Source organism: Bradyrhizobium sp. 27S5 (assembly GCF_037217225.1).
Classification (GTDB): Bacteria; Pseudomonadota; Alphaproteobacteria; order Rhizobiales; family Xanthobacteraceae; genus Bradyrhizobium; species Bradyrhizobium septentrionale.
The window spans coordinates 2,167,429-2,184,465 of sequence record NZ_CP147714.1 but is presented as its reverse complement, the minus strand read 5'-3'; the positions used below and the strand labels follow the sequence as shown (position 1 = coordinate 2,184,465).

The 17,037-nt window shown below is 64.4% G+C and carries 16 protein-coding genes; 7 read left to right on the top strand and 9 right to left on the bottom strand.

Annotation, left to right across the window (positions count from 1 at the left end):
* Positions 1-32 precede the first annotated feature (32 nt).
* Positions 33-1,124 (top strand): toll/interleukin-1 receptor domain-containing protein, encoded by a 1,092-nt coding sequence (locus tag WDM24_RS10315; RefSeq protein ID WP_338831094.1) that lies wholly within the window; start codon positions 33-35, stop codon positions 1,122-1,124.
* Positions 1,125-1,141: 17 nt separating this feature from the next.
* Here WDM24_RS10315 and WDM24_RS10310 read toward each other — a convergent pair whose 3' ends face one another.
* Both WDM24_RS10310 and ettA read right to left on the bottom strand, forming a co-directional pair.
* The gene (locus tag WDM24_RS10310; RefSeq protein WP_029084040.1) at positions 1,142-1,726 is read right to left on the bottom strand and encodes a TIGR00645 family protein; all 585 of its coding nucleotides are present in this window, start codon (positions 1,724-1,726) and stop codon (positions 1,142-1,144) included.
* 165 nt (positions 1,727-1,891) lie between these two features.
* Positions 1,892-3,541: an energy-dependent translational throttle protein EttA gene (ettA, locus tag WDM24_RS10305; protein WP_166214427.1), complete on the bottom strand. Its 1,650-nt coding sequence runs from the start codon at positions 3,539-3,541 to the stop codon at positions 1,892-1,894.
* Positions 3,542-3,814: 273 nt separating this feature from the next.
* Between ettA and WDM24_RS10300 the strand changes: the two genes are divergently transcribed.
* Positions 3,815-4,066, top strand: coding sequence for a hypothetical protein (locus WDM24_RS10300; protein ID WP_166298685.1), 252 nt, complete (start codon positions 3,815-3,817; stop codon positions 4,064-4,066).
* A gap of 117 nt (positions 4,067-4,183) precedes the next feature.
* Positions 4,184-5,146, top strand: coding sequence for a D-2-hydroxyacid dehydrogenase family protein (locus WDM24_RS10295; RefSeq protein ID WP_338831093.1), 963 nt, complete (start codon positions 4,184-4,186; stop codon positions 5,144-5,146).
* A gap of 72 nt (positions 5,147-5,218) precedes the next feature.
* Here WDM24_RS10295 and WDM24_RS10290 read toward each other — a convergent pair whose 3' ends face one another.
* Positions 5,219-6,481 (bottom strand): L,D-transpeptidase family protein, encoded by a 1,263-nt coding sequence (locus tag WDM24_RS10290; RefSeq protein WP_338697315.1) that lies wholly within the window; start codon positions 6,479-6,481, stop codon positions 5,219-5,221.
* 331 nt (positions 6,482-6,812) lie between these two features.
* Between WDM24_RS10290 and WDM24_RS10285 the strand changes: the two genes are divergently transcribed.
* Positions 6,813-7,622: a hypothetical protein gene (locus WDM24_RS10285; protein WP_338831092.1), complete on the top strand. Its 810-nt coding sequence runs from the start codon at positions 6,813-6,815 to the stop codon at positions 7,620-7,622.
* A 10-nt stretch (positions 7,623-7,632) separates the two neighbouring features.
* Here WDM24_RS10285 and sseA read toward each other — a convergent pair whose 3' ends face one another.
* The 3 genes from sseA to WDM24_RS10270 form a co-directional block, all read right to left on the bottom strand.
* Positions 7,633-8,490: a 3-mercaptopyruvate sulfurtransferase gene (gene sseA, locus WDM24_RS10280; RefSeq protein ID WP_338831091.1), complete on the bottom strand. Its 858-nt coding sequence runs from the start codon at positions 8,488-8,490 to the stop codon at positions 7,633-7,635.
* Positions 8,491-8,588: 98 nt separating this feature from the next.
* Positions 8,589-9,002, bottom strand: a complete 414-nt coding sequence (locus tag WDM24_RS10275) for a rhodanese-like domain-containing protein (RefSeq protein ID WP_016847778.1) — start codon at positions 9,000-9,002, stop codon at positions 8,589-8,591.
* 55 nt (positions 9,003-9,057) lie between these two features.
* The gene (locus WDM24_RS10270) at positions 9,058-10,233 is read right to left on the bottom strand and encodes a vWA domain-containing protein (protein WP_166216842.1); all 1,176 of its coding nucleotides are present in this window, start codon (positions 10,231-10,233) and stop codon (positions 9,058-9,060) included.
* Positions 10,234-10,521: 288 nt separating this feature from the next.
* On the opposite strand from WDM24_RS10270, the gene WDM24_RS10265 reads away from it, so the two are divergent.
* From WDM24_RS10265 to WDM24_RS10255, 3 genes are all read left to right on the top strand, one after another.
* Positions 10,522-10,767, top strand: coding sequence for a GlsB/YeaQ/YmgE family stress response membrane protein (locus WDM24_RS10265; protein ID WP_338697301.1), 246 nt, complete (start codon positions 10,522-10,524; stop codon positions 10,765-10,767).
* Positions 10,768-10,872: 105 nt separating this feature from the next.
* Positions 10,873-11,715, top strand: coding sequence for a MoxR family ATPase (locus WDM24_RS10260; protein ID WP_338831090.1), 843 nt, complete (start codon positions 10,873-10,875; stop codon positions 11,713-11,715).
* A 78-nt stretch (positions 11,716-11,793) separates the two neighbouring features.
* On the top strand, positions 11,794-13,296 hold the full coding sequence (locus WDM24_RS10255) for an NAD(P)/FAD-dependent oxidoreductase (protein ID WP_338831089.1): 1,503 nt from the start codon (positions 11,794-11,796) through the stop codon (positions 13,294-13,296).
* 170 nt (positions 13,297-13,466) lie between these two features.
* On the opposite strand, the gene WDM24_RS10250 is transcribed toward WDM24_RS10255, so the two are convergent.
* The 3 genes from WDM24_RS10250 to WDM24_RS10240 all read right to left on the bottom strand — a co-directional run bounded on the left by WDM24_RS10250 (position 13,467) and on the right by WDM24_RS10240 (position 16,801).
* The gene (locus WDM24_RS10250; protein WP_338831088.1) at positions 13,467-15,110 is read right to left on the bottom strand and encodes a GMC family oxidoreductase; all 1,644 of its coding nucleotides are present in this window, start codon (positions 15,108-15,110) and stop codon (positions 13,467-13,469) included.
* A 28-nt stretch (positions 15,111-15,138) separates the two neighbouring features.
* Positions 15,139-15,732: a GNAT family protein gene (locus WDM24_RS10245; RefSeq protein ID WP_338831087.1), complete on the bottom strand. Its 594-nt coding sequence runs from the start codon at positions 15,730-15,732 to the stop codon at positions 15,139-15,141.
* 142 nt (positions 15,733-15,874) lie between these two features.
* Complete coding sequence (locus tag WDM24_RS10240) at positions 15,875-16,801, bottom strand: SMP-30/gluconolactonase/LRE family protein (RefSeq protein ID WP_338697297.1); 927 nt, start codon at positions 16,799-16,801, stop codon at positions 15,875-15,877.
* Positions 16,802-17,037 lie beyond the last annotated feature (236 nt).

Sequence of the window (17,037 nt, the reverse complement as noted above, 5' to 3'; positions counted from 1 at the left end):
TCAGAATTCAATTCTGGGTGGTAAGTTTTGCCATGCGCATATTTCTGTCGTTTCCCTCCGAATTGGAATCGCAGGCTGACAGCATCGCCCAGTCGCTGCGCAATTGCGATCATGACGTTTTCTTTTCGCACGACGATCTTCCGCCGGGCGACAGTTTCGATGCGCGCGTCGAGAAAGCCATCGAAAGCAGCGATTTTATGGTGTTCCTGATCAGTCCGGAATCGGTGACCAAGGGGCGCTACACGCTGAGCGAACTCGCCTTTGCCCGGACCAAATGGCCGAACCCGAGCAACCGCGTGCTGCCGGTGATGATGGCGCCGACCCCGCTCGACCAGGTTCCGACCTATCTCAAGGCGGTCACGATCCTCGAACCGCAGGGCAGCGCCGCCGCCGAGACGCGGGCCGCGGTGGACCGGATGCTGGCGGCCGAAAGCGCGCAGTCGCGCGGCCGGCCCAGTCTGCCCTTCGTCGTGCTGGCGCTTGCATCCGCCGTCATCTGCAGCCTAATCGCGACCTATGCGCTCAACGTCCTGCAATATTCGTTCGTCGTCTCCGACGCCGGCGGGATCACGATCCTGCCCGGCGTGGTCTTCGGCATGGCGGTTGCAACGTGCAACGTCATGTTTGGCGCCAGGGACCGGTTTCAGCTGGCGCTGGTGGTCGCAATCACGACGACGGCATGGATCGCGGCTTACGATGCCAGCGCCGTCACGCTTCAGGCGCTCGGCCAGTATGCGAGGACCGTCCCGATCGACGGCAATGCCGCCAACTCGGCGCAGATCACCGGGACGCTCGGCAACAATCCCTACATGGGTTATCTGATCGGCGGCATCGGCGGCGCCGTCGGCGGAGCCATCACCATTCTCGGCGTGCTGCTGACCAACCCGGCGTTCAGGCGGATCGACAGCGTCGTGGTGACATGGATCGCGGCCATCGCTGCCGGAATCATTTACGGCGCGATCGTCAGGCTGCCGACCTTGCTGGGTTGGCTGGTGCTGTTCGGCGTCTGGCAGACCGCGTTCATCCTCGCCATGGCCCGCGGATTTCCGCGCGGCGCGGCGCAGATCCCCGAATGGCTCGGCAAATCCGCGCCGGCATTGTTCGGCTCACGCGCGGCGCGGTGACGCCGCGCCGCCGTTAGCTAGTGCGTGACCTGCTGCTTGGCACCTTCGATCGAGTCGTTCGACAGCTTGTCGACGATGGCGATGCCGATGGCCGACAGGATGAAGACGCAGTGGATGATGGTCTGCCACATCACGCCGGTTTCGGTGTAGTTGCCCTTGCCCGACGACAGCGCGCCGGCCTCGATGAAGGTGCGCAGCAGATGGATCGAGGAGATGCCAATGATCGCCATCGCCAGCTTGATCTTCAGCACGCTGGCGTTGACGTGGCTGAGCCATTCCGGCTCGTCGGGATGCCCCTGCAGATTGAGCCGCGACACGAAGGTTTCGTAGCCGCCGACGATCACCATCACCAACAGGTTCGAGATCATGACGACGTCGATCAAGCCGAGCACGGCCAGCATGATCTGCTGTTCGCTGAAATCGAAGGCATGGGCGAACAGGTGCCAGAGTTCCTTCAGGAACAGCACGACATAGACGCCCTGGGCGATGATCAAGCCGACATAGAGCGGCAATTGCAGCCAGCGCGACCCGAAGATCAGCATGGGAACGGGACGCAGCGACCGGCCCTTCGCGGGCGCGCGCGCGTCTGAGATAGCGGACATGTTGGAGTGCTCGCGGGATTCGATTTGCGGAACGCTTTATCTACGCAATCCCGCGCCGTTGAAAAGCGACAACTGGCCGCAGATTGCGCCGCGATGCCGTCACGATCCTGCAAACGAAGAGCGGACGAACGCGGCGCGATGGCCGCGCTCGACCGCTCGAACCGATCAGCGCGTCAGCTTCTTGTACTTTACGCGATGCGGAATGATGCTGTCCTGGCCGAGCCGGCGCATCTTGTCCTTTTCGTAGTCCTGGAAGTTGCCCTCGAACCATTCGACATGGCTGTCGCCTTCGAAGGCTAGGATGTGGGTCGCGATGCGGTCGAGGAACCAGCGATCGTGGCTGATGATGACGGCGCAGCCGGCAAAATCCTCCAGCGCCTCTTCCAGCGCGCGCAGCGTGTCGACGTCGAGGTCGTTGGTCGGTTCGTCGAGCAGCAGCACGTTGGCGCCCGACTTCAGCATCTTGGCGAGATGCACGCGGTTGCGCTCACCGCCGGACAGCGCGCCGACCTTCTTCTGCTGGTCGGCGCCCTTGAAGTTGAACGACGAGCAATAGCCGCGCGAGTTGACTTCCTTCTTGCCGAGCAGGATCAGCTCGTTGTTGCCTGAAATCTCCTCCCACACTGTCTTCTTGCCGTCGAGCGCGTCGCGCGACTGGTCGACATAGCCGAGATGAACGCTTTCGCCGACCGTGATGGAGCCCTTGTCCGGCTCTTCCTGCTTGGTGATCATCCTGAACAGCGTGGTCTTGCCGGCGCCGTTGGCACCGATCACACCGACGATGCCGCCGGGCGGCAGCTTGAAGGTAAGGTCGTCGATCAGCATGCGGTCGCCAAACCCCTTGCTGAGGCCTTCGAAGTCGACGACGTTCTGGCCCAGCCGTTCGGCGACTGGGATCGTGATCTGCGCGGTCTGGGTCTGCTTTTCACTGGCCTGTTTCAGCAGCTCTTCGTAGCGCTGGTAGCGCGCCTTGGACTTGGCCTGACGCGCCTTTGGCGAGGACGCGATCCACTCCTGCTCGCGGGCCAACGTCTTCTGGTGGGCGGCGTCTTCGCGGCCTTCCTGCTCCAGCCGCTTCTGCTTCTGCTGCAGCCAGGACGAATAGTTGCCCTCGTAGGGGATGCCGCGGCCGCGGTCGAGCTCGAGGATCCAGCCGGTGACGTTGTCGAGGAAGTAGCGGTCGTGGGTCACGATCAGGATCGCGCCCGGATAATTCCGTAGATGGCCTTCCAGCCACGACACCGACTCGGCGTCGAGATGGTTGGTCGGTTCGTCGAGCAGCAGCAATTCCGGCTGGTCGAGCAGCAGGCGGCACAGCGCGACGCGGCGGCGCTCACCGCCCGAAAGCTTGGTGACGTCGGCATCGTCGGGCGGGCAGCGCAGCGCGTCCATCGCCTGATCGACCTTGCTGTCGAGATCCCACAGGCCCTGCGCCTCGATCTCGTCCTGCAGTTTGGTCATCTCGTCGGCGGTCTCGTCCGAATAGTTGACGGCGAGCTCGTTGTAGCGGTCGAGGATCGCCTTCTGCTTGGCAACGCCGAGCATGACGTTTTCACGGACGTTGAGCGCGGGATCGAGGTGCGGCTCCTGCTCAAGATAGCCGACGCGGGCGCCCTCGGCGACCCAGGCCTCGCCGTTATATTCCTTGTCGAGGCCGGCCATGATCTTGAGCAGCGTCGACTTGCCCGAGCCGTTGACGCCGAGCACGCCGATCTTGGCGTCCGGGTAGAAGCTCAGATGGACGTTATCGAGCACTTTTCGGGTCGGATAAGCCTTGGTCAGACCCTGCATGAAATAGATGAACTGGCGAGCCATCCGCTGTCCCTGGAATTGATCCGATTTGTGGAAATTTTGCTGCCGCCGATGTAGCGGCCGGCCCCCGAAAGCGCAACCGCGGGTCCTCTGTTTTCCGTCCGTTCACCACGTTTCGTCTGTTCACCACGGGTGACTACGGGTTCGCCACCATGTGTGCGCCCGATCATGACAATTGAAACCATCTTTTAATAAATCAGGCGAAAACTCGTTCTCAACGCCGAAAAATGGCGTTTTTCGCGGCAGAACCGCGAGCAAGACAGCAGAGGCCGCGTCATGGCTACCATCATTTCAGCACCTCTTTCGCGTCCGGCGATCAAGGGCGACGCGACGCCGTTCGCCGAATTCCGCGCCTTTTTGCGCGCCTTCGTCGCCAAGGCCTTCAACCCCTACCGGCCGGAACTGCACTATATGCGTGGTCCGGGTCCGGCCTGCCGCGCCAAGCAGATGGCATTGTCGCCGGTGGTCCGGACGATGCTGGCCGACATCCGCTCCACCAAGGCCGAGAGGCCGTCTCGGCCGGTGTGACAATCGCCGCTTTTTGAAACCGCACCCGCTTGCGCGCCTGCCGATTGCGCGCGACCATCAGGGATCCCCGGCGGTTGATGTCCTTGCCGTCGCCCTCACCCTGAATGGATCTCCCCGATGACGCGGCTGCGCTGTGCAATCCTCGACGACTATTTTGACATCGCGCTTTCGGTGGCCGACTGGCCGGCGATCAAGGACCGGGTCGACGTCACCGTGTTCGACAAGCCGTTCACGAGCGAGGCGGATGCCGCAGCGAAGCTGAAGGATTTCGAGATCGTCTGCGCGATGCGCGAACGCACGGCGTTCCCGCGCAGCCTGCTCGACGCGCTGCCCAAGCTCAAGCTCCTAATCACCTCGGGCATGCGCAACGCCGCAATCGACATGGAGGCCGCCAAGGACCGCAAGGTGGTGCTGTGCGGCACGCAATATAGCCACGATCCCACCGCGCCCCTGACCATGGGCCTGATCCTGGAATTGACGCGCGGCATCGGCCGCGAGAATGCGCGCATGCACGCCGGCGAGCCTTGGCAGACCTTTGCCGGCACCGAGATCGAGGGCAAGACGCTCGGTGTCATCGGCCTCGGCAAGCTCGGCAGCAAGGTCGCCGGCATGGCCATGGCGTTCGGCATGAACGTCATCGCCTGGAGCCCCAACCTCACGCCGGAGAAGTGCAAGGAGGCCGGCGTCGGCTACGCGAGCAAGGACGAGCTGTTCGCGACCGCCGACATCATCACCATCCATGTGGTGCTGAGCCCGCGCTCACGCGGACTGGTCGGCGCCGCCGATCTCGCGCGCATGAAGCCGTCAGCCTATCTCGTCAACACCGCGCGCGGGCCGATCGTCGACGAAGACGCACTCCTTGTCGCTCTCCGTGAGAAGAAGATCGCCGGCGCCGGCATCGACGTGTTCTCGGTCGAGCCGCTGCCGTCAGATCACCCGCTGCGCAAGCTCGACAACGTCGTGATCACGCCGCATCTCGGCTACGCGACGCGCGAGAGCCTGCAGATGCACTATCAGCAGATGGTCGAATGCATCGACGCCTTCACCACGGGCGCCGAGCCGCCGCGGCGACTGGGCTGAGACCAGGCGTTTATCAGCAACAAAAAAGGCGCGCTGTTCGCGCGCCTTTTTCATGATGAATTGCAGATGGGCCTAGCGCACCGTCACCGGCGCGGGCAGCGGCTGCACCGAAGTCGGCTGCGTGCCGGGCAGCGGCGCGGCCTGGGCCTGGGTCGGCGCCATCGGGTTGGCGGGCATCGGCGCGGCGGAGGCCGTCGCTGTTCCCGGGGCGGCACCGCCAGGCAGCACAACCACGCGGGTGCCGACCTTGGTGCGCTCGAACAGGTCCGAGACGTCCTCGTTCAGCATGCCGATGCAGCCCGACGAGACGAACTTGCCAATGGTCGACGGTTGGTTGGTGCCGTGGATGCGATACACCGTCGAGCCGAGATACATCGCGCGAGCGCCGAGCGGATTGCCGGGTCCACCGGCCATGAAGCGCGGCAGATAGGGCTGACGCTCGATCATCTCCGTCGGCGGATGCCAATCCGGCCATTCGGCCTTGCGGGTGATCTTCTGCACGCCGGTCCAGGTGAAACCGTCGCGGCCGACGCGGACGCCATAACGGATCGCCCGGCCATTGCCGAGGATGTAATAGAGGTAGGTGTTCGGCGTATCGACGACGATGGTGCCAGCCGGCTCCTTGGTCGCGAACGCCACTTCCTGCCGACGCAGGTTCGGCGCCAGTTGCGCCGGCCCGTCTTCCGGCTGCTCGTCCGCCGGCAGCGACGCGATCCGCAGCGGCTTGCCATTGGCATCGACCGGCGCCTGCTGCTGCGGCACCGTTCCGGTGACACCGGCGGCACCAACCGCCTCGGGCGGACGCATGCCGTTGCGGTCGTCGCCATAGGCAACGCCGGCGGCCGGAACGCCGTTGTCGCGATAGCCCTGCGGCGGCGCGTTTGGCGAGCGATCGCCATAGATCACCGGGGGCGGTCCCATCGGCCGGCCATAGCGCGGATCATCGGGCGACATCACCGGGCCAGTCGGCGCACCACGGTCGGAATAGACCGGAGCGTTCATCGGACGGCCGTAGCGCGGATCGTCAGGCGACATCACCGGACCGGTCGGTGCGCCACGGTCGGAATAAACCGGCGGAGCGTTCATCGGGCGGCCATAGCGCGGGTCGTCCGGCGAGATCACCGGGCCGGGCGGCGGCAGCCCAGCCGAATTGCGCGGCGCGTCTTCATCGTCGAGCCCATCGAAGTCCGGCATGCTGCCCTGCGAGTAGGGTTGCGGCGCGGCCGAATAGGCCGGGCCCTGGGGCGCCGGATAACCCTGCTGCGCATGCGCAAGCGAAGTTCCTGCCACGCCGAGAGCCGCGGCAGCGCAAATCGTCAGAATGCGGTTGATCATCATTGCTCTTGTATAGTCCCCAAGCCACACCGGACCGTTAACGGCCAATGCAGGAAGATAGCGGCGCATTCAAGACAAATCCGCGAAACCCGGGCTGTTTCGGGCCTTTTGTGACGTCGCGTTATCGTTGCGGCAAAGATGTCTCATGGGTCGGGAATGTTTGTCCACGTGCCCAAAGTCATCAATCACCCGTATTTTGTAACAAACAGTCTCCGGGCGTTGCGATATCCTCGAATCGGCCTGATTCGCGCTCGCGACGCCGGCTTTCTCGTGTGGTCACCGCGTTCCCTCGACATCAAAGACCCTCCCGCAGAAGGGGGAACCCGCGCCCATGCTCCCCGGCCTTCGTTTCCTGTTCGCTGCGATCGTGCTGGCGACGTCGCTTCTGGTGTTCGGGTTAGGTGCGGCCGCGCTGCTGCGCGCCGCACATGAGGAATTCGCCAGCATTCCGGCCCGCCGGGCGCCGCCCGAGCCGCAGTTCGCGCAGCAGCCGGAACCATCACCGGTGCTCGCCATGGTGCGCGTCGAGCCGCCCGCCGCCGAAAAGGTGACGGCCGATATTGCGCCCCCCGCGACCCTGGCCGCGTCCGAACCTGCCACTCCCGCCGAGACCGCGCCTCCGGCCGAGCCGGAGAAGCTCGCCGCCGTGAAAGCGGACGATCCGTCCCCGCCCAAGCCGGAAGCGGCGGCGGTGGAGACGTCAGCGCCAGCGCAATCCGCCGAGACGGCCTCGCAAGCCCCTGCCGCGGATCCTTCGCCGACATCCCAGCCCGCACCCACCGAAGCGGCGCCGGCCAGCACCGAGACCAAGGTCGCCGCAGTGGCCGATCCGCCCGCTGCAACCAGCGAGCCCGCGCCTGCGACACCGACCCCGGCGATGGCTCAGCCCGAGCCGGCACCGCCGCCCTCACCCGAGGCGATCGCGGCCGCGACCAAGATCGCAACGCTGGGTGGACCGGAGGTCGTCGTCGCACAGCCGGCGGCGCCGAAGGCCATTGAGGCGAAGAAGCCGGAGCGCAGCGCGGCCAGCAAGCCGGAGCACCGGAAGCAGCGACGCCGGATTGTCCGCACGCCTCCCGCCCGGCAGGTCGTTCAGCAGCTCGATCCGTTCGGCCAGCCGGTGCCGCTCACCCGGCGTTAGGGATTGGCAATCAGGCAGGTCCGGTCGCGATCGGCGGGCCGCTGGCCTGTCCCCATTCCGACCACGAGCCGTCATAGAGCGCGGTGTCGGTGACGCCGATCCGGTAGAGCGCGAGCGTCAGCACGCCGGCCGAGACGCCCGAGCCGCAGCTCGTCACGATCGGCGCGTCGAGCTTCACGCCGGCGCCGGTGAACGACTTGCGCAGATCGTCGAGCGGCTTCATCTCGCCGGTCGCAGCATCGAACAGGTTGTTGTAGGGCACGTTGCGCGCGCCCGGGATGTGGCCGGCGCGGATGCCCGGCCGCGGCTCCGGCGCGCGGCCCTCGAACCGATCTGCAGCGCGCGCATCGATCACCTGCTCCTTGCGGCTTTCGACATTGGCGATCATCTGCTCGATACCGCGCACGCGCTTTGGATCATAGCTTGCTTTGAACGCCGCAGCCTTCGGCTTCACCTCGCCGCTCTCGACCGCCCTGCCCTCGGCGCGCCACTTCTTCAGACCGCCGTTGAGGATGCGCACGTTGCGATGGCCATAGGACAGGAACATCCACCAGGCGCGCGGCGCCGCGACCCAGCCGCCGGCGTCGTAGATCACGACGGTGTCGGCATTGCCGATGCCGAGCCCGCCGATGTCGCGGCCGAACTGCTCGGCGCTCGGAAACATATGCGGCAGCGGATTCGAATGGTCGGACACCGCGTCGACGTCGAAGAACACCGCGCCCGGCAGATGCGCGGCGAGGTAATCGTCCTTCGGCAGCGGCAGCACGCCCGGCAGCTTGAAGGTCGCGTCGAGCACCTTGACGTTGGCATCGCCGAGATGCGCAGCCAGCCATTCGGTCGAAACGAGCGGATCGTCGGTGGTCGTCATCTTACATATCTCTCCATCGTCATTGCCGGACTTGATCCGGCAATCCATCTTCTTTTTGAAACGATGGACACGCGGGTCAAGCCCGCGTGTGACATCCACTAGCCCTTCTTCTTCGGCTCCCACGCCTCGATCGGCCCGCCGGCTTCGCGCCAGGCGGCGAAGCCGCCGCCCATATGCGCGACCGGCTTCAGACCCATGTCTTTCGCGGTCTTGGCGGCGAGCGCCGAGCGCAGGCCGCCGGCGCAGTGGAAGATGAACTTCTTGTCTTCCTGGAAGATCGGCTTGGCGTAGGGGCTGTTCGGATCGATCCAGAATTCCAGCATGCCGCGGGTGCAGGAGAACGCGCCGGGGATCTTGCCGTCGCGCTCGATCTCGCGGGGGTCGCGGATGTCGACGATCACGACGTCGTTCTTGCCGATCAGCGTGATCGCATCGGCCGCGCTGATGGTCTCGATCTCGGCATTGGCCTCGTCGATCATCACCTTGATGCCGCGGTGGATGTTCTGGGGCATGGCGCTCTCCCTGACGTTATTGGCGCGCCCACAGGCGCGCGACGCATTGCGCGTTTTACCGCACCAACTCCCGCATCGCATGCTCCAGACCCTCGATCGTGATCGGATACATGCGCTCGGAGAACAGGCGGCGGATGATGGTGGTCGATTCCGAATAGTCCCAGTGCTTCTGCGCCACCGGATTGAGCCACACCGCGTGCGGATAGGTGCGGGTGATGCGGTCGAGCCAGACCGAACCGGCCTCCTCGTTGACATGCTCGACCGAACCGCCGGGAACCATGATCTCGTACGGCGACATCGAGGCGTCGCCGACGAACACCACCTTGTAGTCGTGCGGATATTTATGCAGCACGTCCCAGGTCGGCGTGCGATCGGTGAAGCGCCGCTTGTTCTGCTTCCAGACGCCTTCATAGAGGCAGTTGTGGAAGTAGAAATATTCCATGTGCTTGAATTCGCTCTTGGCGGCCGAGAACAGTTCCTCGACCTGCTCGATATGCGAATCCATCGAGCCGCCGATATCGAAAAACACCAGCACCTTGACCGCGTTGCGCCGCTCGGGCCGCATGTGCACGTCGAGGTAGCCGTGGTTGGCGGTCTCCTTGATCGTGGTGTCGAGGTCGAGCTCGTCGGGCGCGCCGGTGCGGGCGAACTTGCGTAAGCGCCGCAGCGCGACCTTGATGTTGCGGATGCCGAGCTCGACATTGCCGTCGAGATCCTTGAACTCGCGCTTGTCCCACACCTTCACGGCGCGGTTGTTGCGGTTCTTCTCCTGCCCGATGCGGACGCCTTCGGGATTGTAGCCATGGGCACCGAACGGCGAGGTGCCGGCGGTGCCGATCCACTTGCTGCCGCCCTGGTGGCGGCCCTTCTGTTCCTCGAGCCGCTTCTTCAAGGTCTCCATGAGCTTGTCCCAGCCCATGGCCTCGATCTGCTTCTTCTCTTCCTCGGTGAGATATTTCTCCGCGAGCTTCTTCAGCCACTCCTCGGGGATCTCCGCCTTGCCCATGGCGTCGAGCAGGCTCTCGAGCCCCTTGAACACGGTGCCGAACACGCGGTCGAACTTGTCGAGATTGCGCTCGTCCTTCACCAGGGCGGCGCGCGACAAATAGTAGAAGTTCTCGACCGTCTGTTCGGCGAGATCGGCGTCGAGCGCTTCCATCAAGGTCAGATATTCCCGTAGCGTCACGGGGACCTGGGCGTCGCGCAGCGATGTGAAGAACTGCAGGAACATACTTACCTAGATCGCCCGCTGGACCGGTGACGTCAAGGGGCACAGCCATGCCGGGACCGGCGATCCGCTTTGATCTGGCCGCCTGCAGCCATATCTTGCCGGGGGCACCCCAACGACGTCGCCGCCGCGCATCTGTGCCGCAGTCATTCCGCAGGGCGGAAACATGATGCCCGACATTCCATGCGCCCGGTGCCGTTCAGGGTACCGCTGCGCTGCGGAATCCGCCCTAGACCGTCCGGCTTTTTCAATTACAATTGCGCCTGACAAGACATTGGGCAGGACGTTTGAATGGGCATCATTGCGGCACTGGTGATCGGTGCGATTGCCGGCTGGCTCGCTGGGCTGATCGTGCGCGGCGCGGGCTTCGGGCTGATCGGCAACATCGTCGTCGGCATCGTCGGCGCGCTGGTGGCGAGCTGGCTGTTGCCGCAACTCGGCATCAGCCTCGGCGGCGGCGCGATCCGCGACATCGTGAACGCGACGATCGGCGCGGTGGTCGTGCTGGTGATCGTGTCGCTGATCAGACGCGCGTGACCAGAAAATTTGCATTCCCAACGACCGCTGCGAGAGCGGTCGTTTCATGTTGAGGCCCAAGTGGCGGCTCATGCGGCCAACGAACCAAGCAAGGCAAAGAGATCGATGAAATTCACGGGTACCAAGGACTACGTCGCCACCGATGACCTCAAGGTCGCCGTCAATGCCGCCATCGTGCTCGAGCGCCCGCTGCTGGTGAAGGGCGAGCCCGGCACCGGCAAGACCGTGCTGGCCGAGGAAGTCGCCAAGGCGATCGACGCGCCGCTTTTGACCTGGCACATCAAGTCGACCACCAAGGCGCAGCAGGGCCTCTACGAATACGACGCGGTGTCGCGGCTGCGCGACAGCCAGCTTGGCGACGCCCGCGTGTCCGACATCAAGAACTACATCAAGCGCGGCAAGCTGTGGGATGCCTTCACCCACGGGAAGCGCCCGGTGCTCCTGATCGACGAGATCGACAAGGCCGACATCGAATTCCCCAACGACCTCTTGCTCGAGCTCGACCGGATGGAGTTCCATGTCTACGAGACCGGCGAGACCATCAAGGCGAAGCTGCGCCCGATCGTGATGATCACGTCGAACAACGAGAAGGAACTGCCGGACGCCTTCCTGCGCCGCTGCTTCTTCCACTACATCAAGTTCCCCGACGCCGACACCATGGGCAGGATCGTCGACGTGCACTTCCCCAACATCAAGAAGCGGCTGGTGGAAGAGGCGCTGCGGATATTCTTCGAGGTGCGCGAGGTGCCCGGCCTGAAGAAGAAGCCCTCGACCTCCGAGCTGCTCGACTGGCTCAAGCTGCTGCTGAACGAGGACATCACGCCGGAGATGCTGAGGGAGCGCGACCCGCGCAAGCTGATCCCGCCGCTGCACGGCGCGCTGCTCAAGAACGAGCAGGACGTCCATTTGTTCGAGCGGCTGGCGTTCCTCAGCCGCCGCGAAGTCTAGTTCCGATATCGGCAGCCGCCGGGGCATTCGCTCCGGCGTTTTGCTTCCACAGCTCAAACAAAAAGAAGACCAGGGAAGATGAACGTCCAGACCCAAATCCGCGCTGCCGAGCCTGTCACGACCGAGCATTTCGACGTCCTGATCGCAGGCGCCGGCATCTCCGGCGTCGGCGCCGCCTACCACCTCACCACGCAATGCAGGGGCACCAGCTTCGTGGTGCTGGAGACGCAGAAGACCTTCGGCGGCACCTGGTCGACCCACCGTTATCCCGGCATCCGCTCCGACAGCGATCTGCACACTTTCGGCTATCGCTTCAAGCCGTGGACCAGCGCACCGATCGCCAGCGCGGCCGAGATCCTGAAATACATGGGCGAGGTGATCGAGGAGAACGATCTCGCGCGCCACATCCGCTATCGCCACACCATCACGGCGGCGAAGTGGTCGAACGAGACCAACCTCTGGACCGTCGATGCGGTCCGCATCGACACCGGCGAGAGGCTGCGCTTCACCACCAACTTCTTCTGGATGTGCCAGGGCTATTACAGCCACACCGAGGGCTACACCCCCGAGTGGACCGACATGGCGAAGTTCAAGGGTCCGATCGTCCATCCGCAGACCTGGCCCGATGACCTCGACTACAAGGGCAAGCGCGTGGTCGTGATCGGCTCTGGCGCTACGGCTGCGACCCTGATCCCGGCGATGGCCAAGGATGCCGGCCATGTCACAATGCTGCAGCGTTCGCCGACCTATTTCCGCACCGGCCGCAACGCGATCGAGATCGCCGAGGAACTGCGCAAGCTGCAGGTCGACGAGAGCTGGATCCACGAGATCACCCGCCGCAAGATCCTGCTCGACCAGGACACCTTTACCCGCAAGACCTTTGCGGAGCCCGAGGCTGCCAAGAAGGATCTGCTGTCGGCGGTCGAAGCCTATCTCGGCAAGGACTACGACATCGCCACCCACTTCACGCCGCGCTACCGTCCGTGGCGGCAGCGCATCGCCTTCATTCCGGACGGCGACCTGTTCCAGGCCATCAAGGGCGGCAAGGCCTCCGTCGTCACCGACGAGATCGACCGCTTCACCGAGAACGGCATCCTGCTCAAGTCCGGCAAGGAGCTCGAGGCCGACATCATCATCACCGCGACCGGCTTCCACCTCTCCGCCAACGGCGGCATCGACTTCGAGATCGACGGCAAGCCGCTCGAGTTCAAGGACACCGTGACCTATCGCGGCATGATGTTCACCGGCGTGCCGAACCTGGTCTGGGTGTTCGGCTATTTCCGCGCGAGCTGGACCTTGCGCGTCGACCTGGTCGCCGACTTCGTGTGCCGCCTGCTGCAGCACATGAAGGCAACCGGCGCGAACAAGGTGACGCCGGCGCTGCGCCCCGAAGACCACAACATGCCGCTGCAGCCGTGGATCGATCCAGAGAACTTCAACCCCGGCTACATGATGCGCGGCATGCACCTGTTGCCGAAGCGCGGTGACAAGCCCGAGTGGCAGCACAACCAGGACTATTGGGCCGAGAAGGACGAATTCCCGGCGATCGATCTCAAGGACAAGGCGTTCGTCTACGGCTGAGCTCCCTCATGCTTGTTCCGTCATCCTGAGGTGCCCGCGAAGCGGGCCTCGAAGGATGCACGGCCACCAGCGGGGCCGTCGACCCTTCGAGACGCCGCTTCGCGGCTCCTCAGGGTGACGATGTGAGAAAGAGCGCGCTGATCAAGAAAGATCATCGCACCTCTCCTTCCTCACGCATACTCCGGCAGTTTCGCCGCCACCTCGGGGGTCTTGCCGCGGATCATGTCGGAGGCCTTGTCGGCGATCATCAAGGTCGAGGCGTTGAGATTGGCGGAGATCATCCGCGGCATGATCGAGGCGTCGATCACGCGCAGGCCTTCCATGCCGTGGACCCGGAGCTGGTCGTCGACCACGGCCCACGGCGCGTCCGCCGGACCCATCCGGCAGGTACAGCCGGGATGGAAGGTGGTGGTGCCGCGCTGGGTCGCAGCCGCGAGCAGTTCGTCGTCGCTCGTCACCTTGGGACCCGGAAAATCCTCATAGGCATAATACGGCGCGAGCGGCTCGGAGGCGAGCAGGCGCCGCGCCAGCTTCATGCCGGCGACGACGACGCGGCGGTCGATCTCCTCGGCGAGATAGTTGGTCTGGATGATCGGCGGCGCGAACGGATCGGCGGAGCGGATCCGGACATAGCCGCGGCTCTCCGGCCGCTGCTGCCATGACGCCACCGTCATGCCGGGCTCGTCCTCGAGCTGGCCTTGCACGCCTTCCTTGTAGCTCGCCGGCGTGAAGGTGAGCTGCAAATCGGAGCTCTCGGTGGTCTCGCCGGAATGCCAGAAGCAGTAGACCATGGTCGGCGACAGCGACAGCAGACCGCGCCGCGTCGTTGCCCATTTGATTGCTTCGCCCCACAGGCTGAGGCCGCGGCGCATTTCGTTGATGGTCCGGATGTTCTTGACCCGCGCCACCGAGCGCGGCGCGTAGTGATCCTGCAGGCCTTCACCGACACCGGGCAGCGCGTGACGCACCTCGATGCCGTGCGCCTGCAACAGCTCGGGCGAGCCGACGCCGGAGAGCTGCAGCAGTTGCGGCGAGTTGTAGGCGCCGCCGGAGAGGATGACCTCCTTGGTGGCGCGGATCTCGAGCGGATCGCCGTGTTTGCCGCCGCGGTTGTAGCGCACGCCGACCGCGCGCTTGCCCTCGAAGATGATGCCGGTGACATGGGCATGGGTGCGCACGTCGACATTCGGCCGCTTGCGCGCCGGATGCAGATAGGCGGTCGCCGCACTGACGCGCAGGCCGTTCAGGATGGTGCGCTGGCAGTACGACACGCCCTCCTGGATCTGGCCGTTGTAATCAGGGTTGCGCGGAATGCCGAGGCTGACCGCGCCCGCCATGAAGGCCTCGCAGAGCGGATCCTGCCAGTCCATCGTGGTGACGGTGAGATTGCCGTCACGGCCGCGATAGGTATCGTCGCCCTCGCCGATCCTTCGCTCCATACGCCGGAAATACGGCAGCACGTCGGGATAGCCCCAGCCGCGATTGCCGAGCTGCGCCCAGGTGTCGAAATCCTGGCGCTGGCCGCGGTTGTAGATGTGGCCGTTGATCGACGACGAGCCGCCGAGCGTCTTGCCGCGCGGCGCATAGATGCTGCGGCCGCCGGTGTAGGGACCCACCTCCTGCTGATAGGCCCAGTTCACGCTCTTCATGTGGAAGGTCTTGATGAAGCCGGCCGGCAGATGGATGTAGGGATGCCAGTCGCTCGGTCCCGCTTCGAGCACGCATACCCTGCTGCCTGCGTCCTCGCTCAACCGGTTGGTCAGCACGCTCCCGGCGGAGCCTGCGCCGATGATCACATAATCGAACGTTTCCATCGTCTCGTTTCTGGCGCCGACCAAACTGTCAGCGCGGCTTTTCGTTGAGTTGATAGTTGAGATGGGCCTTCACCGTCGGCCATTCGCTGGCGATGATGCTGTAAACCACGGTATCGCGCAACGTGCCGTTGGGCGCGATCTGATGGCTGCGCAGGATGCCGTCCTGCTTGGCGCCGAGACGCTCGATGCCGCGCCGGCTCTGGTGATTGAAGAAGTGCGTGCGGAACTCGACCGCGATGCAATCGATCTTCTCGAAGGCATGTTGCAGCAGCAGCAGCTTGCACTGCGTGTTGACCGCGCTGCGCTGCACACGCTTGGCGTACCAGGTCGAGCCGATCTCGACGCGGCGGTTCGGCGTGTCGACATTCATGTAGGTCGTCATGCCGGAAATCTTGCCGTCGGCATCGAACACCGTGAACGGCAGCATGGTGCCCGCGGTCTGCAGGCCGAGCCGGCGGTCGATCTCCTTCGTCATGTTCTCCGGCTGCGGAATCGCGGTGTACCAGAGGTTCGAGAGACCGCCGTCTTTCACGGCTTCCGTCAGTCCATCGACGTGAGCGTGCGACAGCGGTTCAAGCCGCGCATGCGTGCCGCGAAGGGTGACAGGTTCAAGCCAGGGCATATTAGCAACTCCATCCTTTGTCATTCCGGGGCGATACGCAGCATCGAACCCGGAATCTCGAGATCACCCGATGCGCAATTGCGCATCTGTGGTTCATCGCTGCGCGATGCCCCGGGATGACGATTGCGCTTTTGCGCAATCATCACTTGTTCAGAAAATTCAGCGGCAATCCCGGCCGCGGCCAGTCCATCGCGATCAGCTCGCCCTTGCCCGACAGCGTGATGTACGCGGTCTTCAGATCGGGGCCGCCGAAGGCGATGTTGGTGGTGACGCGATCGCCGGTCGGCACCTGCTCGACCACGGTGCCATCGGGCGCGATCACCGAGATGCAGCCCGAGACCAGCGTCGCGACACAGACATTGCCTGATGCTTCCACCGCGAGCGAGTCGAACATCTGATAGCCGCCGAGGCCCGCGATCGGCTTGCCGCGCTCGCCGCGATAGATGATGTCGCGCGGCTTGACGGTGCCGGGCTCGGACACCTCATAGGCCCACAGCCGCGCGGTCGGCGTCTCCGCGATGTAGACGGTCTTCTCGTCCGGCGACAGGCCGATGCCGTTGGCCGGCAGGATGCCGTGCACGGCCTCGACGATCTCGTTCATGCCCGGCTTCAGATAGTAGAACGCGCCGACATCCATGTCGCGGGCGCGGCGCTTGCCGAGATCGGAGAACCACAGGCCGCCCTGCCTGTCGAACACCAGATCGTTCGGCCCGCGCAGCTCATGCTCGCCGCATTTCGTCACCACGGTCTCGACCTTGCCGGATTGCAGATCGACGCGCTGGATCGAGCCGCCGAGATAATCCTCGGGCTGCGGACCCGGCATGATCATGTTCTTTGTCGGGATCCAGGAGAAGCCGCCATTGTTGCAGATGTACATCTTGCCGTCGGGACCGAGCGCGGCACCGTTCGGGCCGCCCGGCACCTTGGCGACGATCTCCTTGCGCCCGTCGGGATAGACTCGCGTCAGCCGCTGGCCGCGGATTTCGACCAGCACGACCGAACCGTCCGGCATGACGACCGGACCTTCGGGAAACTCCAGATCGGTGGCGAGAACTCGGATATTGGCCATGGCATCCTCCCGGCTCTTGGGCTGCAGGCGGACTCCGAACGGCCCCGCACGCGCAACGTTGTTGTTCATCCTGTTATGGCAAAGTGGGTTTGGCTTGCCAAGCAATCAGCGGCGCAACGCTGCCCGGCGTTGAGGTGGCGGGCTCCATCATGACCACACCAACGGCGTCGTCCTGGCGAAAGCCAGGACCCATACCAACCGAATTTGATGATGAACGGGATCGTTGCCCCGGCATC